A 23221-nucleotide genomic window follows, 5' to 3' on the forward strand; every position below is an offset into this window, starting at 1 on the left:
TCGTGGGTGCCGTTGGGCGCGGGGGTGCCGTCCTTTCTTTTTTTTGCCGCCTTCTCGCCTCCGGGCGCTTCGATCCGGTGTCGACGGTCGACCGTGCTCACTCCCTCGTTCCTCGCTCGTTCCGCGCGCTCTCCCTTTCGACACCGGCGCGCCCTTTGGCTCGCCGGCTACCCGGCCGGACGCACGGCGTGAGGTGGACGTGGGGGCGGAGTTGTCCGGCGCGGGGGTGCCGTCCCTCCTCTGGGCGCTTGGGGTCGGTGGGGGCGGTCGGCCGTGCGCGCCCTTCGGCTCACCGGTGCCGGGGGGTTGCTTGCGCTGGGCGGAGCTTTCCCTGGAACGTCCCCGAGGCTCGGGGACGCACGGCCTCGGGGGTTGTCATACCCGGGGCGTACATTCGGTTGCGTCCGGCGGCTGATGTGGTGAACCGGCCGGTTTGGTCAGATGGACACACCACTTCACGGCGGTCCGGGCGACAATGACCCGGGGAGTGGACGAGTGCGAGGCAGCCGACCGCCGCTGACGACGGAGGAAACGCAATGGCACGGATCCAGCCGGCACCGCCGGAAGCAGACGGCTTCGCACCCGGGACCGGCCGGGCCCGAGGACGCAGAGCCATGCGGTACGCCGTGCCCGTCGCGGTCGCGGGGGTCGCCGCGGCCACCATCAGCCTGGTGCCGGCCCTGGCCGACGCCGGCGCCCCGTCGCTGCCGCCGGTCACCGCGGAGCAGCTGCTGGCGAAGATCGCCGCCTCCGACACCCGGGCCCTGGACGGCTCGGTCCGGATCACCACCGACCTGGGCCTGCCCTCGGTCCTGTCCGGCGGCGCGAGCGGCCTCCTCGGGGGCGCCGCGGCCACCGGGTCCGGGAAGGACGCCGGCTCGCCGGCCGCGCCGCAGACCCGGCTCCCCGGGCTGCTGGTCGGCTCGCACCGGCTCCACGTGGCGGTCGACGGCCCCGACCGGCAGAAGCTGTCCGTCATCGAGTCGGCCGCCGAGTACAGCGTCGTCCACAACGGCACCCAGCTGTGGGCCTACGACAGCGCGTCCAACCAGGCGTACCACCGGACCCTGCCCCGGCCGGCGGCCGGCGACCGGCCCGAAGGGCAGCTGCCCGAAGACTTCCCGGCCACCCCGCAGGCCGCCGCCCGGCAGATCCTCAAGGCGGCCGACGGCACCGCCGCGATCACCGTCGACGGCACCGCCAGCGTTGCCGGACACAGCGCCTACCAGCTGCTCGTCACCCCGCGGCGCGCGGACGCCACCACCGTCGGCTCGGTCCGGATCGCGGTCGACTCCACCACCGGTGTGCCCCTGAAGTTCACCCTGGCCCCCAAGGGCGGCGGCAAGGCCGTCGTGGACATCGCCTTCACCAAGGTCAGCTTCACCGCGCCGGCCGCGAGCACCTTCACCTACAAGCCGGCCAAGGGCGTCAAGGTGACCGGGGGCGCCGCGGCGCCCGACCCCACCCGGAAGAAGAGGCCGGGCAGCTCCGCCGAACCCACCGTCGTCGGCAGCGGCTGGGACGCCGTCGCGGTGGTCAGGACCGGCGCCGGCCTGCCGGCCGGCGGCAAGGCGGACGGAAAGGACGCCCGGTCGCTGCTGGACGGCTTCGGCCGCCGGGTCAGCGGCTCCTACGGCAGCGGCACCCTCTTCCACACCCGCCTGGTCAACGCCCTGCTCACCGACGACGGCACCCTCTACGTCGGCGCGGTCACCCCGTCCGCGCTGACCCGCGCGGCCGGTGCCGCCGGGTGACGGTGCCATGGACACGCGCGGCGAAGTGGTGATCGAGACCCGCGGGCTCACCAAGCGGTACCACGGCACGCTCGCCGTGGACGGCCTGGACCTGCGGGTCCCGCGCGGCAGCGTGTTCGGCTTCCTCGGCCCCAACGGCTCGGGGAAAACCACCACGATCAGGATGCTGATGGGGCTGATCAGCCCGAGCGCGGGCAGCGCCGACGTGCTCGGCAGTCCGATGCCGCGCGCCGCCCGGACCGTGCTGCCGAGGGTCGGCGCGCTCATCGAGGGCCCGGCGCTCTACGGCTACCTGTCCGGCCGCGACAACCTGCTGCGGTACGACGCCGCCGACCCCGCCGCCGACCCCCGCACCCGGCGGGCCCGGGTCGGGGCGGCGCTGGACCGGGTGGGGCTGAGCGCCGCGGCGGCCAAGAGGGCGAAGGCGTACTCGCTGGGCATGAAGCAGCGACTCGGCCTGGCCGCGGCGCTGCTCCAGCCGCGCGAGCTGCTGGTGCTGGACGAGCCGACCAACGGGCTCGACCCGCAGGGCATGCGGGAGATCAGGACCCTGGTCAGGGAGCTGGCGGCGGACGGCACCACCGTCTTCCTCTCCTCCCATCTGCTGGACGAGATCGAGCAGGTCTGCACGCACGCCGCCGTGATGGCCCGCGGCCGGCTGGTCACCCAGGGCCCGGTCGCGGACCTGTCCGCCGGCGTCAGGGGCCGACGCCGGATCGCGGTCGGCACCCCGGACCCGGCGCTCGCAGCGGAGGTGCTGGCCGCCCACGGCGTACGGGAGCTGACCGCCGCGGGGGAGCGGGTCACCGGCGAGCTGCCGGTCGCCCCACCGGACCTCGCCGAGCTGACCGCGGCACTGGTCGCGGCCGGGGTCCGGGTCCGCGCGTTCGGCCCGGAACGGGCCTCCTTGGAGGACGCGTTCGTGGCACTGACCGGGGAGGGCTTCGATGTCGCGGGCTGAGCCGAACGCGGCGCGCGCGGGCGCGGAAGACGGCGGGCGGCGTATCGCGTCGAACGGGACAGGCGCGGGGACGGGCGCCGGTCGGGCCGCCGGTCCCGGCGCCCGGACAGGAGCCGGGGCCGGCCCTCTGGCCGCGAGCGGTATCGGCATCCCGACTGCCGCGGAGAGCGCGGCCGCGCCCGGGACCGGCGGCCCGAGCACCGCCCGGACCGGCACCGGCGCCGTACGGGCGCCCCGCTGGTGGTGGTCGCTCGGGCTGTTCCGGTCCGAGTTGGGCATCGTCTTCCGGCGGTGGCGGACGCTGGCGCTCCTGGCGGTGCTGGCGGGCGTGCCGCTGCTGGTCGGTATCGCGGTACGGATCGAGACCGGCGACGGCGGCTCGGTCGGCCGGGGCGAAGGGGACGGCCCCGCCTTCATCCAACAGGTCAGCGGCAATGGCCTGTTCCTGACCTTCGCCGCGCTCGCCGCGACCCTGCCGTTCTTCCTGCCGATGGCGATCGGCGTGGTCGCGGGCGACGCGGTGGCCGGTGAGGCGGGCGGCGGCACCCTGCGCTACCTGCTGGTCGCCCCGGCCGGCCGCACCCGGCTGCTGCTCGCCAAGTTCACCGCCGTGCTCGCGTTCTGCCTGGCCGGGGCGCTGACGGTGGCCCTCTCCGGGCTGGTGGTGGGCGCCGTGCTGTTCCCGGTCGGCGACGTCACCACCCTGTCCGGTACCACGGTCCCGCTGGCCGACGGCATCCTGCGGGCCCTGCTGATCGCGGTCCTGGTGGCCGCCTCGCTGGTCGGCCTGGCCGCGCTCGGCCTGTTCGTCTCCACCCTCACCGACAGCGGCGTGGGCGCGATGGCGGGCACGGTGGGCCTGCTGATCACCGTGCAGATCGTGGACGGCATCCCGCAGCTGCACGCCGTGCAGCCGTACCTCTTCCCGCACTACTGGCTGAGCTTCGCCGATGTGCTGCGCGACCCCGTGCAGTGGACGGGCATCGCCAGGAACCTGGGCCTGCAGGCCCTCTACGCGGCGGTCTTCGGCTCGGCCGCCTGGGCCCGGCTGACCAGCCGCGACATCACGGCCTGACCGGCTGCTGGGGCGCCTCCGCCGCCAGGCGGTCCGCCGAGGCCGCGGCGAGGGCGGCGCGGCCCCGGCCGGCGGTGCGCAGGGCGTCCCAGGCGAGCAGGACCAGCGCGGACCAGACCAGGAGGAACCCGGCCCAGCGCTCCAGCGCCATGTGCTCGTGGAAGTAGAAGATGCCGATCAGGAACTGCAGGACCGGGGCCACGTACTGCATCAGGCCGATCGAGGTGAGCGGCAGCCGGGTCGCGGCCATCCCGAAGCAGACCAGGGGCACCGCGGTGACCAGGCCGCAGGCGGCGAGCAGGGCCGCGTGCCCGGGGCCGTGGTGGGTGAACGTCGCGTCGCCTCGGGCGCCGAGCACCAGCAGGAACGCCAGCGCGGGCAGGAACTGCACGGAGGTCTCGGCGGCCAGCGACTCCAGGCCGCCCATGGCGATCTTCTTCTTCACCAGGCCGTAGATCCCGAAGGAGAAGGCGAGGGTGAGCGCGATCCACGGCAGCCGGCCGTAGCCGATGGTGAGCACCGCGACCGAGGCGGCCCCGATGCCGACCGCCACCCACTGCACCGGCCGCAGCCGCTCGTGCAGCACCAGCACGCCGAGCGCTATCGTCACCAGCGGGTTGATGAAGTAGCCGAGCGCCGTCTCCACCACATGGCCGGAGTTGACGCCCCAGATGTACATGCCCCAGTTCACCGAGACGGTGACCGCCGCGACCGCCACCAGCCCGAGCCGTCTGGGCTGCCGGACCAGCTCGGCCAGCCACGCCCAGCGGCGTAGCACCAGCAGGATGACGGCGACCACCACCAGCGACCACACCATCCGGTGGGCCAGGATCTCCATCGCGCCGGCCGGTTCCAGCAGCGGCCAGAACAGCGGGAAGACACCCCACAGGCCGTAGGCCGCGAAACCGTACACCAGTCCCGTACGCTGCTCGCCCATCTCGGGCCTCCCCCACCTGCCGTCGGCCGTCCCTTGCCGGGTCCGACGGTATCGGGGACACCCCCGCCCTGTCATGTCCGTTCCATGGGACGGTCATGACAGGGCGGCGGGACGGGGGATCCGGCGGTGACGGGGGATGGTCCGGGGCCCCGCCGGTCCCCGGGCCGCGGGCGGGGACCGGCCTCCCGCCGGGCGGCTCCCCGTCCGGGCCGGCGTCCGGCCGGACCCCGCAGCCAAGGGCGCTCAGTCCTTCAGCGCCGCCGCCACCGACTCCCGCAGCGGGGTGGTCGGGCGCCCGATCAGCCGGGACAGGTCGCCGCTGGTGCCGGCGATCAGCCCGCGGGCGATCGCCCGGTCCACGTCCGCCAGGATCGCGGCCAGGCCCTCCGGCAGCCCCGCCGCGACCAGCCCGGCCTGCTGCTCCTGCGGGGTCACCGGCCGGTAGACGATCTCCTTGCCGGCCAGCTCACCCACCACGGCCGCGTACTCCGCCAGGCTCCACGCGGTGTCGCCGCTCAGCTCGTACGCCCGGTTCTCGTGCCCCTCGCCGGTGAGCACGGCCGCGGCGGCAGCGGCGTAGTCGGCGCGGGCGGCCGACGCGATCCGCCCGTCGCCCGCGGCGGCCACCACCTCGCCCTGCTCCAGCACCCTGCCGAGGCCCTGGGTGTAGACCTCGGTGTACCAGCCGTTGCGCAGGAAGGTGTACGGCAGCCCGGAGCCGAGGATCAGCTCCTCGGTCGCCTTGTGCTCGTCGGCCAGCGTGAAGTCGGCGTCGGGTCCGCCGAGCACCGAGGTGTACGCGAGCAGCGCCACCCCGGCCCCGGTGGCCGCCTCGACGACCGCCGTGTGCTGCGGCACCCGCCGGCCGACCTCGCTGCCGGAGACGAAGAGCACCCGGTCGCCGGCCCGGAAGGCGTTCTTGAGCGTCTCCGGCCGGTCGTAGTCGCCGATCCGCACCTCCACGCCCCGCGCGGCGAGGTCGGCGGCCCGGTCCGCGTCCCGTACGACCGCGGTGATCCGGCCCGCGGGCGTCCCGCCGGCCAGCAGGTCGGCGATGACCAGGCGGCCGAGGTGGCCGGTGGCGGCGGTGACGACGATGCTCATGATGTGCTCCCGTGGTGCGGTGTCGTGGTGCGGTGCGGTGCGGTCCTGCGGTCCTGCGGTCCTGCGGTCCTGCGGTGCGGTGGCGCTGCGGCGCTGCGGCGCGCGGGTCGTCCGGTCCCCTGGTCCGGCGCGGGTCCCGTACCGGTTCCCGGCCTGGCGATGCCACCGTAACGGGCACGCTAACCAGGGGAAAGTACACACCTTCGAGTAGGGTACGCACATGAAGGTAATGTGCCCGGAGCGGGCCGTCCTGGAGCACCTCACCAGCCGCTGGGGGGTGCTCGTGCTGTGCGCGCTGCTCGGCGGCACCCGCCGGTTCGGCGAACTGCGCCGGGAGGTCGGCGAGGTGAGCGAGAAGATGCTCACCCAGACGCTGCGCACCCTGGAGCGGGACGGCTTCGTCCGCCGCGTGGCCCACCCGGTCATCCCGCCGCACGTCGACTACGACCTCACCGCGCTCGGCGAGCAGGCCGCCCGCCAGATCCGGGCGCTGTCCCGCTGGACCGAGGAGCACCTGCCGGACGTGTCCGCGGCCCGCGACGCCTACGACACCCGGCCGACCGCGGGCTGACCGCGAGCCCTGTATGGGACGTGCCGGCCGGCCGCGGGCCCGTCCGCCGGCCCCGTACCGGACGTGCCGCCCGGTCCCGTACAACGCGACGCCCGGCGCCGGGCGGGCCGGGCCGGGCCGGGCATCGCGGGCGGACGGGTCAGCCGACCGTCCAGGTGTCGCCGCCGGCCAGCAGCGACGACAGCTCGCCGCGGCCCTGCCGCGCCACCGCCTGCTCCAACTGGTCGGACATGTCCGTGTCGTAGACCGGCCGGGTCACGTCCCGCAGCACGCCGATCGGCGTGTGGTGGAGCGTGTCGGGGTCGGCCAGCCGGGACAGCGCGAAGGCGTTCGTCGGGCTGGCGGCGTGCGCGTCGTGGACCAGGACGCCGTCGGTGCCCTCGGCCGCGACGTCGACCACCTTCAGATCACCGGTGGCCGGGTCGCGGACCACGCCCTTGCCGCCGAGCCCGTCGCCGCCCCGCTCCTCGGCGAAGGGCGCCCCGAAGCGGATCGGCTGCCCGTGTTCCAGGCGGACCAGCGCCTCCAGCGCGCTGTCCTTGTCCTTGAGCGTGTCGAAGGCGCCGTCGTTGAAGATGTTGCAGTTCTGGTAGATCTCCACCAGCGCCGTGCCCTCGTGCGTGGCGGCGGCCCGCAGCACGCTCTGCAGGTGCTTGCGGTCGGAGTCGATGGTGCGGGCCACGAAGGACGCCTCGGCACCCAGCGCCAGCGAGATCGGGTTGAAGGGGGCGTCCAGGGAGCCCATCGGCGTGGACTTGGTGATCTTGCCGATCTCGGAGGTCGGCGAGTACTGGCCCTTGGTCAGCCCGTAGATCCGGTTGTTGAACAGCAGGATCTTCAGGTTGACGTTGCGGCGCAGCGCGTGGATCAGGTGGTTGCCGCCGATGGACAGCGCGTCGCCGTCACCGGTGACCACCCACACGCTCAGGTCCCGCCGGGACGCGGCCAGCCCGGTGGCGATCGCCGGGGCGCGGCCGTGGATGGAGTGCATGCCGTAGGTGTTCATGTAGTACGGGAAGCGGCTGGAGCAGCCGATCCCGGAGACGAACACCACGTTCTCGCGGGCCAGTCCCAGCTCGGGCATGAAGGACTGGACGGCGGCCAGGATCGCGTAGTCCCCGCAGCCGGGGCACCAGCGCACTTCCTGGTCGGTCTTGAAGTCCTTCATGGTCTGCTGGGCCGTCGCCTTGGGCACCAGTGCCAGCGCCTCAGACATTCTCACGCTCCTCAACGCTCGCCATGCCGCTCAGTTCGACGATAGCCGTGGCCAACTGCTCGGCCTTGAACGGCAGTCCGGTGACCTGGTTGTACGACACCGCGTCCACCAGGTACTTCGCCCGCAGCAGGTGGGCCAGCTGCCCGAGGTTCATCTCCGGCACCACCACCCTTTGGTAGGCCGCCAGCACCGCCCCCAGGTTCGCCGGGAAGGGGTTCAGGTTCCGCAGGTGAGCCTGTGCGACCCGGCCGCCCCCGCCGCGGATCCGGCGGACGGCCGCGGTGATCGGCCCGTACGTCGAACCCCAGCCGAGCACCAGCGTGGTGGCCTCCCCGCTCGGGTCGTCCACCGTCACGTCCGGCACCTCGACACCGTCGATCTTGGCCTGCCGGGTGCGGACCATGAAGTCGTGGTTGGCCGGGTCGTAGCTGATGTTGCCGGTGCCGTCCTGCTTCTCGATGCCGCCGATCCGGTGTTCGAGCCCGGGGGTGCCGGGCACCGCCCACGGCCGCGCCAGCGTCCGCGGGTCCCGCAGGTACGGCCAGAAGGTCCGCGTGCCGTCGGCCTCCGTGTGGTTCGGGCCGCTGGCGAACTCCACCCGCAGGTCCGGCAGTTCGGAGACCTCCGGGATCCGCCACGGCTCGGAGCCGTTGGCCAGGTAGCCGTCGGACAGCAGCAGCACCGGGGTCCGGTACGTCAGGGCGATCCGGGCCGCTTCCAGTGCCGCGGCGAAGCAGTCGGCGGCCGTGGCCGGCGCCACGATCGGCACCGGCGCCTCGCCGTTGCGCCCGTACATCGCCTGCAGCAGATCCGCCTGCTCGGTCTTGGTCGGCAGCCCGGTGGAGGGGCCGCCGCGCTGGATGTCCACGATCAGCAGCGGCAGTTCGAGGCTGACCGCCAGCCCGATCGTCTCCGACTTGAGCGCCACCCCGGGCCCCGAGGTGGTGGTCACCGCCAGCGACCCGCCGAAGGCCGCCCCCAGCGCGGCGCCGATCGCGGCGATCTCGTCCTCGGCCTGGAAGGTCCTGACCCCGAAGTTCTTGTGCTTCGACAGCTCGTGCAGGATGTCGGAGGCCGGGGTGATCGGGTACGAGCCCAGGAACAGCGGCAGCCCGCTCTGGGTGGCCGCGGCGATCAGCCCGTACGACAGCGCCAGGTTCCCGGAGATGTTCCGGTAGCGGCCGACCGGGAAGGCCGAGGCGGCCGGCTGCACCTCGTAGGAGACCGCGAAGTCCTCGGTGGTCTCGCCGAAGTTCCAGCCCGCCCGGAACGCGGTGACGTTCGCCTCCGCGATGTCCGGCTTCTTGGCGAACTTCTTCCGCAGGAACGCCTCGGTGTTGTCCGTCGGCCGGTGGTACATCCACGACAGCAGTCCGAGCGCGAACATGTTCTTCGCCCGCTCGGCGTCCTTGCGGGCCAGGCCGGAGTCCTTGAGCGCCTCCAGCGTCAGGGTGGTCAGCGGCACCGGGTGCACCGCGTACCCGGTCAGCGTGTCGTCCTCCAGCGGATTGGCCGCCCAGCCGACCTTGGCCATCGCCCGTTTGGTGAACTCGTCCGTGTCCACGATGATCTCCGCGCCCCGCGGCAGATCAGCCAGGTTGGCCTTGAGCGCCGCCGGGTTCATCGCCACCAGTACGTCGGGCGCGTCGCCCGGGGTGAGGATGTCGTGGTCGGCGAAGTGCAGTTGGAACGACGAGACCCCGGGCAGCGTCCCCGCGGGCGCCCTGATCTCGGCCGGGAAGTTCGGCAGCGTCGACAGGTCGTTGCCGAAGGACGCGGTCTCCGAGGTGAAACGGTCACCGGTCAACTGCATCCCGTCACCGGAGTCGCCCGCGAACCGGATGATCACCCGGTCCAGGCGTCTGGTCTCCTTCTCCCGTTGACGCTGTTCGCCGAGGACGTCTGTGCCGACGGGCGGTTGTCCCGTGCCCGTACTGGTGGGGGTGCTGACCTGGCTGGTCACTGAATCGGACCTCCTTCGAGGCGGCGGCTCACCGGTCATGGTACGTCGGTAAGGGTCGCCTACCCCGTACGTCCCGGAATGTGGAAGTCGCGGGTCCGCAACGGGATGGACCGGCCTTCCGGCGCGGACCGCCTGGTGTGGTGGGACGGGCTGTCAGCAACCTTTACGAGTTGAGGTAGGTCAGTACCGCCAGCACCCGACGGTGATCCCCGTCACTCGGCGCGAGGCCCAGCTTGAGGAAGATGTTGCTGACGTGCTTCTCGACCGCGCCGTCGCTGACCACCAGCTGCCTGGCGACCGCCGAGTTCGTCCGGCCCTCCGCCATCAGGCCCAGCACCTCGCGCTCCCTCCGCGTCAGCCCGGCCAGCACGTCCTGCTTGCGGCTGCGGCCCAGCAGCTGGGCGACCACCTCCGGATCCAGCGCGGTGCCGCCCTCGGCGACCCGGACCACCGCGTCCACGAACTCCCGGACGTCGGCCACCCGGTCCTTCAGCAGATAGCCCACCCCGCGCGAGGACCCGGCCAGCAGCTCGGTGGCGTACTGCTCCTCCACGTACTGCGACAGCACCAGGACACCCACCGCCGGGTGGTCGCGCCGCAGCTGTACGGCCGCGCGCACGCCCTCGTCGGTGTGCGTCGGCGGCATCCGCACATCGGCCACCACCACGTCGGGGGCCCCGCCGCGCGCAACCAGGTCGTCGACCGCCTTCAGCAGGCCCACCGCGTCGCCCACACCCGCCACCACGTCGTGGCCGCGGTCGGTCAGCAGCCGGGTCAGACCGTCCCGTAGCAGTACCGAGTCCTCGGCGATGACCACCCGCACACCGTCCTCCACCGTTCGTGGGCCCCCGCCGCGTCCGGCGGTCCGCCCTGAGTCTCCCAGCATCCCAGCAGGCGCGGGGCGGTGGGGATTACGGTTCGGTCGGGCAAGGTTGCGCCACCCGTTCACGCGGGGGGATCCTGCCCGGTCGTAGACCCGGGAGTCAGGAGGCGCCGTGATCCGGTGGCGCCCAGGGGACGCCCACGAGAGAGGAGAGCGTGTGCGCGCGGTCGGATTCGATGTCAACGGCGGCCCTGAGGTGCTGCGGCCGGTGGAGCTGCCCGTTCCGGAGCCCGGCCCCGGCCGGGTCCTGATCCGCGTCGCCTACGCCGGGGTCAACTTCGGCGAGGTGCAGCACCGGCTCGGCGACTTCGGCCCGGCCGACGGGATCGAGGTGCCCGGCCTGGAGATCTCCGGCGAGGTCGCCGAGCTCGGCGCCGGCGTCACCGGCCTGGCCCCGGGCGACCCGGTCGCCGCCTACCTGCCGGACGCCGGCGGGTACGCCGAGTACGCGGTCGCGCCGGCCGCCTTCGTCTTCCCGCTGGACGGGATATCGCTGCGCGACGGCGGCGGGGCGGCGCTGGCGCTGACCACCGCGTGGGGGGTGCTGACCGGTGCGGCCCGGCTCACCGCCGGCGACACCGTGCTCATCCACGCCGCGGCCGGCGGGGTCGGCTCCGTCGCCGCCCAGCTCGCCAGGGCGCTGGGCGCGGCCTCCGTGCACGGCACGGTCAGCTCCGCCGCCAAGGCCCGCTACGCCGAGCGGTTCGGCTACGACGCGGTGCACCTGCGGGACGGCTTCGCCGCGCACGTCTCCGACCTCGACGTCGTCCTCGACCCGATCGGCGGCCCGACCCGCCAGGCCAGCCTCACCGTACTGGCCCCCTTCGGCCGCCTCGCGGTCTACGGCGACGCCGCCCGCCGCCCCGACCTGAACCTGCCGGTCCTCCCCTTCTGGAAGAACAACCGCTCACTGACCGGCTACGACATCGCCGACCTCGCCCGCCGCGCCCCGGACCGCGTCCGCTCCCACGCCCTGTCCGCCCTCTCCCTTCTCGCCTCGGGCACGATCCGCCTCGACATCAGCGCGGAGCTCCCCCTGACCTCCGCCGCCCAGGCCCACGAAACCCTCCAGTCCGGCCTGAACGTGGGCAAGACGCTGCTCACGGTGGGGTAGCCCTGCGGGCGGCCGACCGGGGGGGCGCCCCGGTGGCCCGCCGACCGCCCTGCCCGCCGCCCTGCCCGTCGGCCGACCCGCCGCCCTGCCCGTCGGCCGACCCGTCGGCCGACCCGCCTCGGCCGGTACGGCGGGCCGCGGGACGGCAGGGGCGGCCCGGCCATGGCTGCGTCGAGGGTTCGGCGGACTGCCGGCGGGTGGCGGGGCGGTGACTGCCGGCCGCCCAGCGCCGGCCCGGCTTCTGCCCGCGGCCGCCGGGCCGGGCGCACGCACCCGCCGCTGTCGGCGGGCCGCCCCGCCCCCGAACGGGCGGACGGCGTTCCGGGGCGGCCCGGCGGGTCCGGTCAGGCCCGCCAGGGCAGCTCCGCGGTGATGCGGGTCGGGCCGCCCGCGGGGGAGTCGACGGCCAGCAGGCCGTCCACCGAGCCCAGCCGCTCGGCGAGCCCGGCGAGGCCCGAGCCGGCCGCCGCGTCCGCGCCGCCGCGGCCGTCGTCCCGGACCAGGATCATCAGCCGGTCGGCCGCCTGCCACACCTCCACCGACGCACCGCGCGCCCCGCTGTGCTTGCTGATGTTCTGCAGCAGTTCGGAGACGGTGAAGTACGCGATCCCCTCGATCGCCTCCGCCGGCCGGGCCGGCAGCTCGACGGTCACGGCGACCGGGACCGTGCAGCGGGTGGCGACCGACGACAGCGCCGCGTCCAGGCCGCGGTCGGTGAGGATCGCCGGGTGGATGCCGCGGGCGAGGTCCCGCAGCTCCTGGAGGGCGATCTTCACCTCGCCGTGCGCCTCCGCCACCATCGCCGCCCCCACGGCCGGGTCCTCCAGGAGTTTCTCCTTCGCGAGTCCGAGGTCCATCGCGAGTGCCACCAGCCGGGCCTGGGCGCCGTCGTGCAGGTCGCGCTCGATCCGGCGCAGGTCGGCCGCCGCGGTGTCGACCACCACCCCGCGGTCCGACTCCAGCTCCGCGATCCGCCGCTCCAGCTCGTCCGACGGCTGAAGCAGCCCGCGCACCAGCGCCCGGTCCACCGTCGCCATCGCCCTGGCCAGGAACGGCAGCACCGGCCACAGCACGAACAGCGAGGCCAGGGTGACGGTGAAGGTGACGACGCCCCACGGCAGCCGGATCGCGGAGTACAGCGCGTGCCGCCACGCCACCGGGTCCTTCACCGACGCGACCACCCACGGCAGGAAGCCCATCCGGCCCGGCCGCAGCGGGCGCGGCTCGTCCACCCGGACACCCAGCAGCGCCCGCGCCCGCGCCCGCTCCAGCCGGCCGAGACCGCGGCAGCCCACCAGCCCCAGCGCCAGCAGCGGCAGCCCGATCACGGTCACCGACAGGCCGGCGCCGAGGCTGAGCGTGGTGACGACGTAGACGAAGCCGACGATCGACGTGAAAAGGTTGACCAGTAGATGCGCGATCTCCTTCCACGTCACCGCGTCGAACATCGCGAACCGCGCGGGCGGCAGCGGATCGGCCGGCGGGCCGGCGGGGGCGGGCGAGGTGTCCATGCCCTCAGCCTGCCGGGCCCCGGGGCGGGTCCGCCATGGGGAGCGCTGTCCGGCCCGGGGTGGGGTTATCCCCCGGTACGCCGCCGGGCCCGCCCGCCGGGCGCGGACCGTACGCGGACAGGTCCGGGCGACGGCGCGGCGAAGGGCGCGGGGCCAGTACGGGGACGGGGGATGCGCCCGTGAAGCCAGGGCCTAGACTCCCTCCGTGTAAATCGTCTAAAGATCCATCCGGATCGCTGGACACCACGGTCAACGAGTCAAACGAGGGGCGGACGGACGTGGACTACTTCCACGGCTACTCGGTCGTCGGGCTGGTCGCGGTCGTCGGTGTGCTCTTCGTGACGGTCGCGTTCGCGGGCGGCCGGCTGCTGCGGCCGGTCGTGCCGACGCGGGAGAAGATGCTCACGTACGAGTGCGGGGTCGACCCGGTCGGCGAGGGCTGGGCGCACACCCAGATCCGCTACTACGTGTACTCCTTCCTCTATGTGATCTTCGCGGTGGACGCGATCTTCCTCTTCCCCTGGGCCACCGTTTTCGCCGCGCCGGGCTTCGGCGGCACCACGCTGGCCGAGATGTTCGTCTTCATCGGCTTCCTGGCGGTCGGACTGCTCTACGCCTGGAAGAAGGGCGTTCTCGAATGGACCTGACCCCCGCCACCACTCCGGCGGTCGAGCTGCTGCCCGAGCCGCGCCGGCTCGGCCCGCTGGCCCGGCTGGCACCCGAGCCGATGAAGGTGGTGCTCAACTGGGGCCGCCGCTACAGCCTGTGGGTCTTCAACTTCGGCCTGGCCTGCTGCGCGATCGAGTTCATCGCCGCGTCCATGGCCAAGCACGACTTCATCCGGCTCGGCGTGATCCCCTTCGCGCCCGGCCCCCGGCAGGCCGACCTGATGGTGGTCTCCGGCACGGTCACCGACAAGATGGCCCCGGCCGTCCGGCGGCTCTACGAGCAGATGCCCGAGCCGAAGTACGTCATCTCCTTCGGCGCCTGCTCCAACTGCGGCGGCCCCTACTGGGACTCGTACTCCGTGACCAAGGGCGTCGACCAGATCATCCCGGTCGACGTCTACGTGCCCGGCTGCCCGCCCCGTCCCGAGGCGCTGCTCCAGGGCATCCTCAAGCTCCAGGAGAAGATCGCCCGGGAGTCGCTGGGGGAGCGGTACGCCGCCCCCGCCGCGGCCGCCGTCCCGGCTGCCGCGCGCCCGTCCGCCGCCGCGCTGACCAGCGGCCTCGTCCGGCCGCCGGCCCCCGGCGGCGCCCCGGAGGCGGGAGACCGGTGAGCGGATTCGACCGGCTGCCGGCCGGCGCGGCCGAGGTGTTCGGCGCGGGCGCCACGGCCGCCGAGGCGTACGGCCTGCTCACCGTCGACGTCCCACCCGACACCTGGATCGCCGCGCTGACCACCGCCCGCGACGAGCTGGGCTGCACCTTCTTCGACTGGCTGAGCGCGGTCGACGAGCCGGGCACGGGCTTCCTGGTCTGCGCCCACGTCGTCTCGCTGAGCCCCGCCGCGTCCGCAGCCCCCGCTTCCGTCGGCGGTCCGGGCCCGGCCACCGCGGTCCGCCGGCTGCTGGTGCGTACCACCGTCCCGTACGGCGCCGCGGAACTGCCCACCGCGACCGGTGTCTACGCGGGCGCGGGCTGGCACGAGCGGGAGACGTACGAGATGTTCGGCGTCGCCTTCGCCGGACACCCGCACCTGGCGCCGCTGCTGCTGCCCGAGGAGTTCGAGGGGCACCCGCTGCGCAAGGACTTCGTGCTGGCCGCCCGGGTCGCGAAGGCGTGGCCGGGCGCCAAGGAGCCCGGTGAGTCGCACGAAGGGGGCCCGAAGCGGCGGCAGATGCAGCCGCCCGGGGTGCCCGACCCCAACGACTGGGGCCCGCTCAAGGGCCAGCTGCCCCCCGCCCCGGCCCGCGCCCCCCGCGCCGGCCGCCCGGCGGGCACCGCGACGGCCCGCCCGGCGGGTGAGCGTCCGGCCCGCCGCCCGAGCGCGCCTGACGCGCCCTGGGAGCAGCGGCCGACCGAGCCACCGGCCGGGCACAGCGGGCCGTCCGCCGAGCCGCCGGCCACGCCCGCCGCCGGCGACGGGCCCCCCGCCGAGGGAGGTGGGACCCCGTGAGCGACACCCTCCACGTCCTGCTGCGGCTGATCGCCGTCCTCGTCGTGTTCCTGGTCTTCCCGCTGCTGGTGGGGCAGGCCGAGCACAAGGTGATGGCGCACATGCAGGGCCGGCTCGGCCCGATGTACGCGGGCGGCTTCCACGGCTGGGCGCAACTTGTGGCCGACGGCGTGAAGTTCGCCCAGAAGGAGGATGTGGTGCCGGCCGACGCCGACCGCCGCGTCTTCCAGCTCGCGCCGGCCGTCGCCCTGCTGCCGTACCTCCTGGTGCTGATCGCGATCCCGGTCGGCCCGCACGGCTTCGTCGGCGAGGCCCTGGACGCCGGCCTGCTGTTCGTCCTGGCCATGCTGGGGGTCGGCGTCCTCGGCTCCCTGATGGCGGGCTGGGCGTCGGCCAACAAGTTCTCGCTGCTCGGCGGCCTGCGCACGGCCGCCCAGCTGATGGCGTACGAACTGCCGATGCTGCTCGCCGCCGCCTCGGTCGCCATGGCCGCCGGCACTCTCTCGCTGCCCGGGATCGTCGGCGCTTACCACTGGTGGTGGACGCTCTGGCAGCTCATGGGCGGCCTGGTCTTCTTCACCGCCGGCCTCGCCGAGCTGCAACGCCCGCCGTTCGACATGCCGGTGGCCGACTCCGAGATCATCTTCGGCGCGTACACCGAGTACACCGGGCTGCGCTTCGCGCTGTTCCTGCTCGCCGAGTACGCCGGCATCGTGGTGCTGTGCGGGCTGACCACGGTCCTGTTCCTCGGCGGCTGGCACGGCCCGTGGTCCGGCAGCGTCGGCTGGCTGTGGACGCTGCTCAAGGCCGCGGTGCTCGCCTTCGTGGTCATCTGGCTGCGGGTCAGCTACCCGCGGCTGCGCGAGGACCAGCTGCAGAAACTCGCCTGGACGGTGCTCATCCCGATCTCCCTCGCCCAGATCGCCCTGACCGGCGTCGTCAAGGTGGTGACCTCCTAAGCCATGGGTATCCCCGGATCAGGTCTGGCCAAGGGCCTCGCCGTCACCCTGCGGACGATGACGAAGCGTTCAGTCACCGCCCAGTACCCCGACGCGCAGCCCGAGCTCCCTCCCCGCTCGCGCGGTGTGATCGCGCTGTTCGAGGAGAACTGCACGGTCTGCATGCTGTGCGCCCGCGAGTGCCCCGACTGGTGCATCTACATCGACTCGCACAAGGAGACGGTGCCGGCCGCCGCCCCGGGCGGACGGGAACGCAGCCGCAACATGCTGGACCGCTTCGCCATCGACTTCTCGCTGTGCATGTACTGCGGTATCTGCATCGAGGTGTGCCCCTTCGACGCGCTGTTCTGGTCCCCGGAGTTCGAGTACGCGGAGACCGACATCCTCGACCTGACGCACGAACGGGACAAGCTGCGCGAGTGGATGTGGACGGTCCCCGCGCCGCCCGCGCTCGACCCGGCGGCGGAGGAGCCCAAGGAGATCGCGGCGGCCCGCAAGGCGGCCGACAAGGCGCTGGCGTCCCGCCCGGCCGCGCCCGCCGCGCCTGGCGGCCCTGTGCCCGGCGGCCCCGCGCCCGTCGGCCGGGCGTCCGGCGATCCGGCGCGGCCCGCCGAGCCCGGGGAGTCCGCCGAGCCGGGGCAGTCCGCCGACCCGGGGCAGTCCGCCGACCCGGGGGAGGGCCGGGCGTGAACCTCAGTGCCGCCGGCCACCATCCCGGCTTCCTCTCCCCGACCGGCGTCGAGATTACCTTCGTGCTGATCGGCCTGGCCACCCTCGGCGCGGCCGTCCTCACCGTCACCACCCGCCAACTGGTGCACGCCGCCCTCTGGCTGGTCGTCGCCCTCGGCGGCCTCGCCGTCGAGTACCTGCTGCTCACCGCCGAGTTCATCGCCTGGGTACAGGTGCTGATCTACGTCGGCTCGATCGTCGTCCTCCTGCTGTTCGGCCTGATGCTGACCAGAGCGCCCATGGGCCGCTCCCCGGACGCCGACTCGGAGAACCGCCTGGTCGCCCTGGGCGTGGCGACCGCCGCCGCGGTCACCTTGGTGTGGGTGGTCGCGGACGCCTTCCGGTCCACCTGGATCGACCTGCACGGCGTGGTCCAGGGCTCCTCGCGGGTCACCGGCGAGAGCCTCTTCCGGCACTGGGTGCTGCCTTTCGAGGCCCTGTCGGTGCTGCTGCTGGCCGCGCTGGTCGGCGCGATCGTCCTCTCCCGCCGCGACACCGCCGTCCGCGGTCCGGGCATCGACCTCGGTGCCGGATCCGCCGCCCGGTCCGGCACGGGCACCGGACCCGGTACCGGATCAGGCACCGGACCCGGCGCAGCCCCGGGCAAGGAGAACTGATGCACCTCGCCTATCCCGCCGTCCTCGCCGCCCTCCTGTTCTGCGTCGGCGTCTACGGCGTCCTCGCCCGGCGCAACGCGATCCTCGTCCTGATGTCCGTCGAGCTGATGCTCAACGCGGTCAACCTCAACCTCGTCGCCTTCGACGTCTGGCTGCGCGACACCCTGCACGCCGGCCAGGCCCTGACCCTGTTCACCATCACCGTCGCCGCAGCCGAGATCGGGCTCGGCCTGTCGATCGTGCTGCTCGTCTACCGCAACCGCGGCAGCTCCGACATCGACCGCCTCACCGCGCTGGCCGACCCGGACCCCGGCCCCGGGACCGGGCACCCCGGCGCTCCCGGCGCGCCCCGGCCGGCCGCCGACGACAAGAAGGCAGAGGCCACCGCGTGACCCTGACCGCCCTTGCCGCGCTCGTCCCCCTCCTCCCGTTCCTGGGCGCGGCGGCCGGCCTGCTGCTCGGCCGGCGCGCGCCCGGCTTCGTACGCCCGCTGGCCGTGCTGCCCACCGCCGCCGCGTTCACGCTCGCCGCGGTCGTGGCCGCCCGGCAGGGCACCGGGCAGCCCACCGACGCCGCCCACCGCCTGACCGCCACCGGCTCGGTCCCGATCGACCTCGCCCTGCACCTGGACGGCTTCTCGGTGCTCATCGCCGTCCTGGTCGGCCTCGTCGCCACCTGCGTCCAGCTCTACTCCCTCTCCTACCTGCGCGACGACCCGCGCTACCCGTCGTACGCCGCCCTGGTCTCCCTGTTCACCGCCGCGATGTTCCTGGTGGTCTACTCCGGCGACGTGATGGTGCTGCTCGTCGGCTGGGAGATCATGGGCATCTGCTCCTACTTCCTGGTCGGCCACTACTGGGAGACCGAGACCGCCCGCTCGGCCTCGATCAAGGCGTTCCTGGTCACCAAACTCGGCGACGTCCCCTTCCTGATCGGCGTGTTCGCGCTCGCCGCCGACGCCCGCACCTTCCGGATCAGCGGCATCCTCACCGCCGCCGCCCACGGACAGCTGCACCACCCCACCCTGGTGGCCCTGCTGCTGCTCGCCGGAGTGGCCGGCAAGTCCGCGCAGTTTCCGCTGCACACCTGGCTGCCCGACGCGATGGCCGGCCCCACCCCGGTGTCCGCCCTCATCCACGCCGCCACCATGGTCGCCGCCGGCATCTACCTGGTGGCCAGGCTGCTGCCGGTGTTCACCGCCTCCGCCACCGCACTGGCCGTCCTCGCCGCGATGGCCGCCGTCACCATGATCGGCTCGGGTCTGGCCGCCCTCGCCCAGGACGACATCAAGCGGGTGCTCGCGTACTCCACCATCGGCCAGCTCGGCTACACGGCCGGCGCGCTGGCCGTCGGCAACCGCGACGCCGCCGTCTTCCACCTCCTGTCGCACGGCGCCTTCAAGGCGCTGCTCTTCCTGGGCGCCGGCGTCGTCATCCACGCCGCCGGCACCAACTCGCTGAGCGCCATGTCCCGCATGGGCGGCCTGGCCAAGCGCGCACCCGACGCCGTGTGGACGATGGGCATCGCCCTCGCCGCCCTCGCGGCCCTCCCGCCGCTGTCCGGCTTCTTCTCCAAGGAGTCCGTGCTCCGAGCCGCCGAGCACGCCTCCGCCGGCCACACCGCGCACGTCCCGGCCGCCGTCGGCTGGACCGTCTTCGTGGCCGGCCTGGTCGCCGCCGTCCTCACCGCCGCCTACGCCGGGCGGCTGTTCCTGATGGCGTTCCGCGGCAGCGGCCCCGAGGCCGCCGACCACGGCAGGCAGCCCGTCCTGATGACCGCCGTGCTGTGGGTGCTCGCCGTCCCCACCCTCGCCTTCGGCGGCCTGGCCTACCGCCGGCTGCCCGACTGGTTCGGCCACGCCCCGCTCGGGCCGACGCTGATCACCTCCGTGCTCGGCACCGGACTCGCCCTGGTGGGCGCGCTGATCACCTACGGCGCCTGGAAGGCGGCAGCCGCCGCCCGCCGAACCGTCCCGCTGGGCGCGGTCACGGCCGAACCCGCCGCCGCCGAACCCGAACGCGTCGAAGCCGAGGCCGCCGCTGACCACGAGGCGGTCTACGGCGACGTCGGCGCCGCCCACGACCCGGGCGACCCCGGCCGGCTGCTGCTGGGCCCGCTGCACTGGCACGCCGCCCGCGGCTTCCACCTCGACACCCTGTACGCGGCGCTGTTCGTGCGCCCCGTGCTCGCCGCCGCCGAGCTCGTCCGCTTCCTGGACCGCGAGGTCGTCGAGACCTACGTCCGCGGCGCGGGCGGCGCCCCCCGGCTGCTCGGCGCGGCCGTCCGCAAGGCCCAGACCGGAAACGTCCAGACCTACCTCAGCGCACTGCTGGCCGGTGCGGTCGTCCTCGCCGTCCTCGTCGCCGTCGGAACGTGAGATCCCGTGAACGACACCGCCCTCCAGTACGTCCTCGCGGCGATCCTCGTGCTGCCGCTGCTCGGCGCGGCCGGCGCCCTGCTCCCGCCCCCGCCGGGCCTGCGCGGCCGCGGCCCCGACCAGGCGGTGCTCCGCCACGGCGTCACCGTCACCGGCGCCGTACTGGTCCTCACGATCGTGCTCGCGGCCGGCTTCGACCACGACCACCCCGCGACGATGCAGGCCACCACCGACCTCGACTGGATCCCCGCGCTGCGGATCCACCTCCACCTCGGCGTCGACGGCATTTCCCTCCCCCTTCTCGTGCTGAGCGCGCTGCTGACCTTCCTCTGCGCGCTGTACTCCTTCTTCCGCCCGCCCCGGTCCGACACGGCCCCGTCCCCGAAGGCGTTCGTCGCGCTGCTCCTGCTCCTGGAGTCGGGCACGCTCGCCACCTTCGCCGTCCTCGACCTGATGCTGTTCTTCCTGGCCTTCGAGACGGTCCTGATCCCGATGTACTTCCTCATCGCCCGCTGGGGCGGCGGGGACCGCGAGCGGTCGGCGCTGCGCTTCATCGTGTACACCCTCCTCGGCTCCGTGGTCATGCTGCTCGGCCTGCTTCTCATCGGGGTGAAGGCGGGCACCTTCGACATGGTGGCACTCACCACTGACAACGGGTCGTCGCTCGGTCACTCCACGCAGCTGATCGCGGTCCTCGCCATCGGCCTCGGGCTCGCCGTGAAAGCCCCCATGTGGCCGCTGCACAGCTGGCTCCCTGACGCCCACACCGCCGCCCCGACCGTCGGATCGGTGCTGCTGGCCGGCGTCCTGCTGAAGATGGGCACGTACGGCCTGGTCCGGATCGCGCTGCCGATGGCCCCCGACGGCATGCGCACCTTCGCCCCCTACCTCGGCGCCCTCGCCGTCGTCGGCATCGTCTACGGCTCGCTCGCCTGCCTCGCGCTCGCCCGGCAGGGCAACGGCGGCGACCTCAAACGCCTCATCGCGTACTCGTCCGTCGGCCACATGGGCTTCGTGCTGCTCGGCATCGCCTCGATGAGCCCCACCGGCGTCAACGGCGCCCTGTTCGCCAACATCGCCCACGGCCTCATCACCGGCCTGCTCTTCTTCCTGGTCGGCGCGGTCAAGGACCGCTACGGCTCCAGCGACCTCGACCAGCTGGCCGGCCGCTCCGGCGCCGCGCTGTACGGCCGGGCGCCGCGGCTGGGCGGCCTGCTCGCGTTCGGCGCCGTCGCCTCCCTCGGGCTGCCGGGACTGGCCGGGTTCTGGGGGGAGATGCTGGCGATGTTCGGCGCGTTCAAGCCCGCCGCCGGCCTGTCCCGCCCGGCGTTCCTGACCTTCACCGCCGTCGCCGCCTTCGGCACCCTGCTCACCGCCGGCTACCTGCTCACCGTGGTCCGCCGGGTCTGCATGGGCGACCGGGAGACCGGCCGCGCCCAACCGGCCCTCGCCGACGTCCACGGCTACGAGTTCGCCGCGTGGACGCCGCTGGCCGCACTCACCGTCCTCGCCGGGCTGTGGCCCGCCGTCCTGCTCGGGCTCACCGATCCGGCCGTACGCTCCCTGCTCGGAGGCAACTGATGCCGTCCCTCGTGCAGTCCGTCGACTGGACGGCCCTGACCCCGGTGGTCGTGCCGGCCGCGCTGGCCGTGGCGGTGCTGGTCGCCGACCTCTTCCTGCCGCCCGCGCGCAAGGCGCTGCTCGGCTGGGCCACCGCCGCCGGGTTCCTGGCCGCGGGGCTGACCCTGATCCCGCTGCGGGACGGCCGGCGCAGCACCTTCTGCCAGGCCGGCGGCCAGGAGTGCTCGTACGCCGCCGACCACTTCGCGCTCGTCGTCCAGGCGCTGGTGCTCGGCGGGGCGCTGCTCACCGCGCTGCTGTCGCTCACCGGCGAGACCGACGGCGACCCCGCGCCGCCGCCGGGCGAGTACTGGTTCCTGCTGCTGTCCTCGGCCGCGGGCGGCGCCCTGCTGCCCGCCTCCCGCGACCTGGCCACCCTGCTCGTCGCGCTGGAGGTCACCACGCTGCCCGCCTTCGCCCTGGTCGCGCTGCGCCGCGGCGACCGGCTGGCGAGCGAGGCCGCGCTGAAGTTCTTCCTGTCCTCCGTCACCGCGACCGCCGTCTCGCTGCTGGGCATCAGCTTCGTCTACGCCGCCACCGGCACCCTGAACCTGGCCGCGGTCGCCGACGGCCTCACCCACACGCCCGGTCAGCTCGACCACCTCGCCAAGGCCGGCGTCGCCCTCACCCTGGTCGGCTTCGCCTTCAAACTGGCCGCCGCGCCCTTCCACTTCTGGGTGCCCGACACCTACGCCGGCGCCCCGCTGCCGGTCGCCGCGTACCTGTCGGTGGTCGGCAAAGCGGCCGGCTTCTCCGGGCTGATCCTGGTCACCGTCGTCGCGTTCCGCCCGTACCACCACGTGTGGGGGCCGGCGCTGGGCGTCCTGGCCGCGCTGACGATGACCGTCGGCAACGTGGGGGCGCTGCGCCAGCGGCCCGACGGCGACCGCGCCGCCGTACGGCTGCTCGCCTGGTCCTCGGTCGGCCAGGCCGGCTACCTGCTGGTGCCGCTGGCCGCCGCGTCCGCCGCCGACACCCCCGCGCACACCGTCGGCACCACCGTCGCGTACGCCCTGATGTACGGCGTGGTGAACCTCGGTGCCTTCGCGGTGGCCGCGCTGGTGACGCGGACCGCCCCCCGCGGCCGGATCACCGACTACCGCGGCCTGTACGCCACCCGCCCCGCCGCCGCGCTCGCGCTCGGCTTCTTCCTGCTGTGCCTGGCCGGGCTGCCACCGGGTGTCATCGGCCTGTTCGCCAAGGTCGCGGTCTTCTCGACGGCGGTCGGCGCGGGGAAGGGGTGGCTCGCGGTGATTATGGCGGTCAACGTCGTCGTCGCCCTCGTCTACTACCTGCGGTGGACCGCGCTGCTGTTCGCCCGGCGGGAGGAGGGGGCGGGGGCCGCCGGCTCGGGTGACGTGGCGGGCGCGGGCGCGGATGCGGGTCTGGGCCTGGGCGACGCGGCCGGGGCGGCGCCGGCCGCGGCCCGTACCCCGGTCGGTCTGGCCGCGGCCATCGCGCTCACCGCCGCGGCCGGCATCGCGCTGTCCGGCGCCCCGCAGATCGTGCTCCGGTACGCGCAGGGCACGCTGCTGTAGCCGCTGCCCGCCGCTCCTCCCGCCGCGGCCGGGACCGGGGCCGTGCCTGTGCCCGCGCCCGCGCCCGCCGCCGCGGCCGGTGGCACCGGAGGACGGTCGCGCTGCGTGTGCGTCAGGGAACCAGGGGCGCTCAGGTGGCGTTGACCTGGGTAGGAGGTTCTCCTGTAGGGGGAG

General features: G+C 74.0%; 21 protein-coding genes. 15 read left to right on the forward strand and 6 right to left on the reverse strand.

Annotation, left to right across the window (positions count from 1 at the left end; translation table 11 throughout):
* Window positions 1–536 precede the first annotated feature (536 nt).
* The 3 genes from RLT57_RS17845 to RLT57_RS17855 are packed head-to-tail and all read left to right on the forward strand — an operon-like array spanning window position 537 to window position 3790.
* Window positions 537–1754 (forward strand): LolA family protein, encoded by a 1218-nt coding sequence (locus tag RLT57_RS17845; protein ID WP_399128896.1) that lies wholly within the window; start codon window positions 537–539, stop codon window positions 1752–1754.
* A 7-nt stretch (window positions 1755–1761) separates the two neighbouring features.
* Window positions 1762–2715, forward strand: a complete 954-nt coding sequence (locus RLT57_RS17850) for an ABC transporter ATP-binding protein (RefSeq protein ID WP_311298391.1) — start codon at window positions 1762–1764, stop codon at window positions 2713–2715.
* A complete protein-coding gene (locus tag RLT57_RS17855; protein WP_311298392.1) occupies window positions 2702–3790 on the forward strand; it encodes an ABC transporter permease in 1089 nt (362 codons plus the stop codon). The genes RLT57_RS17850 and RLT57_RS17855 overlap by 14 nt, the downstream gene beginning before the upstream one ends.
* On the opposite strand, the gene rarD is transcribed toward RLT57_RS17855, so the two are convergent.
* The gene (gene rarD / locus RLT57_RS17860) at window positions 3780–4727 is read right to left on the reverse strand and encodes an EamA family transporter RarD (RefSeq protein ID WP_311298393.1); all 948 of its coding nucleotides are present in this window, start codon (window positions 4725–4727) and stop codon (window positions 3780–3782) included. The genes RLT57_RS17855 and rarD overlap by 11 nt on opposite strands.
* A 243-nt stretch (window positions 4728–4970) precedes the next feature.
* Window positions 4971–5831, reverse strand: a complete 861-nt coding sequence (locus RLT57_RS17865; protein WP_311298394.1) for an SDR family oxidoreductase — start codon at window positions 5829–5831, stop codon at window positions 4971–4973.
* A 229-nt stretch (window positions 5832–6060) separates the two neighbouring features.
* On the opposite strand from RLT57_RS17865, the gene RLT57_RS17870 reads away from it, so the two are divergent.
* On the forward strand, window positions 6061–6402 hold the full coding sequence (locus tag RLT57_RS17870) for a winged helix-turn-helix transcriptional regulator (RefSeq protein ID WP_399129876.1): 342 nt from the start codon (window positions 6061–6063) through the stop codon (window positions 6400–6402).
* Window positions 6403–6541: 139 nt separating this feature from the next.
* On the opposite strand, the gene RLT57_RS17875 is transcribed toward RLT57_RS17870, so the two are convergent.
* The 3 genes from RLT57_RS17875 to RLT57_RS17885 form a co-directional block, all read right to left on the reverse strand.
* On the reverse strand, window positions 6542–7618 hold the full coding sequence (locus RLT57_RS17875) for a 2-oxoacid:ferredoxin oxidoreductase subunit beta (protein WP_311298396.1): 1077 nt from the start codon (window positions 7616–7618) through the stop codon (window positions 6542–6544).
* Window positions 7611–9581 (reverse strand): 2-oxoacid:acceptor oxidoreductase subunit alpha, encoded by a 1971-nt coding sequence (locus RLT57_RS17880; protein ID WP_399128900.1) that lies wholly within the window; start codon window positions 9579–9581, stop codon window positions 7611–7613. The genes RLT57_RS17875 and RLT57_RS17880 overlap by 8 nt, the downstream gene beginning before the upstream one ends.
* A gap of 163 nt (window positions 9582–9744) precedes the next feature.
* Window positions 9745–10404, reverse strand: a complete 660-nt coding sequence (locus RLT57_RS17885; protein WP_311298398.1) for a response regulator transcription factor — start codon at window positions 10402–10404, stop codon at window positions 9745–9747.
* A 217-nt stretch (window positions 10405–10621) separates the two neighbouring features.
* Between RLT57_RS17885 and RLT57_RS17890 the strand changes: the two genes are divergently transcribed.
* Window positions 10622–11578 carry a quinone oxidoreductase family protein gene (locus RLT57_RS17890; RefSeq protein WP_311298399.1) on the forward strand — a complete coding sequence of 319 codons (957 nt, stop codon included), beginning with the start codon at window positions 10622–10624 and terminating at the stop codon, window positions 11576–11578.
* A gap of 344 nt (window positions 11579–11922) precedes the next feature.
* Here RLT57_RS17890 and RLT57_RS17895 read toward each other — a convergent pair whose 3' ends face one another.
* A complete protein-coding gene (locus RLT57_RS17895; RefSeq protein WP_311298400.1) occupies window positions 11923–13089 on the reverse strand; it encodes a sensor histidine kinase in 1167 nt (388 codons plus the stop codon).
* 278 nt (window positions 13090–13367) lie between these two features.
* On the opposite strand from RLT57_RS17895, the gene RLT57_RS17900 reads away from it, so the two are divergent.
* Genes RLT57_RS17900 through RLT57_RS17945 form a run of 10 tightly spaced genes read left to right on the forward strand, consistent with a single transcriptional unit; the run spans window position 13368 to window position 23047 of the window.
* On the forward strand, window positions 13368–13736 hold the full coding sequence (locus RLT57_RS17900; RefSeq protein WP_311298401.1) for an NADH-quinone oxidoreductase subunit A: 369 nt from the start codon (window positions 13368–13370) through the stop codon (window positions 13734–13736).
* Window positions 13727–14368, forward strand: coding sequence for an NADH-quinone oxidoreductase subunit B (locus tag RLT57_RS17905; protein ID WP_311298402.1), 642 nt, complete (start codon window positions 13727–13729; stop codon window positions 14366–14368). Before RLT57_RS17900 ends, RLT57_RS17905 begins: the two co-directional genes overlap by 10 nt.
* Window positions 14365–15207, forward strand: a complete 843-nt coding sequence (locus tag RLT57_RS17910; RefSeq protein ID WP_399128903.1) for an NADH-quinone oxidoreductase subunit C — start codon at window positions 14365–14367, stop codon at window positions 15205–15207. Before RLT57_RS17905 ends, RLT57_RS17910 begins: the two co-directional genes overlap by 4 nt.
* On the forward strand, window positions 15204–16166 hold the full coding sequence (locus RLT57_RS17915; RefSeq protein WP_311298403.1) for a complex I subunit 1/NuoH family protein: 963 nt from the start codon (window positions 15204–15206) through the stop codon (window positions 16164–16166). The genes RLT57_RS17910 and RLT57_RS17915 overlap by 4 nt, the downstream gene beginning before the upstream one ends.
* Before the next feature lie 57 nt (window positions 16167–16223).
* Window positions 16224–16856, forward strand: coding sequence for a 4Fe-4S binding protein (locus RLT57_RS17920; RefSeq protein ID WP_399128905.1), 633 nt, complete (start codon window positions 16224–16226; stop codon window positions 16854–16856).
* The gene (locus RLT57_RS17925; protein ID WP_311298405.1) at window positions 16853–17512 is read left to right on the forward strand and encodes an NADH-quinone oxidoreductase subunit J family protein; all 660 of its coding nucleotides are present in this window, start codon (window positions 16853–16855) and stop codon (window positions 17510–17512) included. The genes RLT57_RS17920 and RLT57_RS17925 overlap by 4 nt, the downstream gene beginning before the upstream one ends.
* Window positions 17512–17904, forward strand: coding sequence for an NADH-quinone oxidoreductase subunit NuoK (gene nuoK / locus RLT57_RS17930; protein ID WP_311298406.1), 393 nt, complete (start codon window positions 17512–17514; stop codon window positions 17902–17904). Before RLT57_RS17925 ends, nuoK begins: the two co-directional genes overlap by 1 nt.
* A complete protein-coding gene (locus RLT57_RS17935) occupies window positions 17901–19889 on the forward strand; it encodes an NADH-quinone oxidoreductase subunit 5 family protein (RefSeq protein WP_311298407.1) in 1989 nt (662 codons plus the stop codon). The genes nuoK and RLT57_RS17935 overlap by 4 nt, the downstream gene beginning before the upstream one ends.
* 6 nt (window positions 19890–19895) lie before the next feature.
* Window positions 19896–21470, forward strand: coding sequence for a complex I subunit 4 family protein (locus RLT57_RS17940; RefSeq protein WP_311298408.1), 1575 nt, complete (start codon window positions 19896–19898; stop codon window positions 21468–21470).
* Window positions 21470–23047, forward strand: coding sequence for an NADH-quinone oxidoreductase subunit N (locus RLT57_RS17945; protein WP_311298409.1), 1578 nt, complete (start codon window positions 21470–21472; stop codon window positions 23045–23047). The genes RLT57_RS17940 and RLT57_RS17945 overlap by 1 nt, the downstream gene beginning before the upstream one ends.
* Window positions 23048–23221: the final 174 nt, after the last annotated feature.

It is taken from the genome of Streptomyces sp. ITFR-21 (genome assembly GCF_031844685.1).
GTDB lineage: Bacteria > Actinomycetota > Actinomycetes > Streptomycetales > Streptomycetaceae > Actinacidiphila.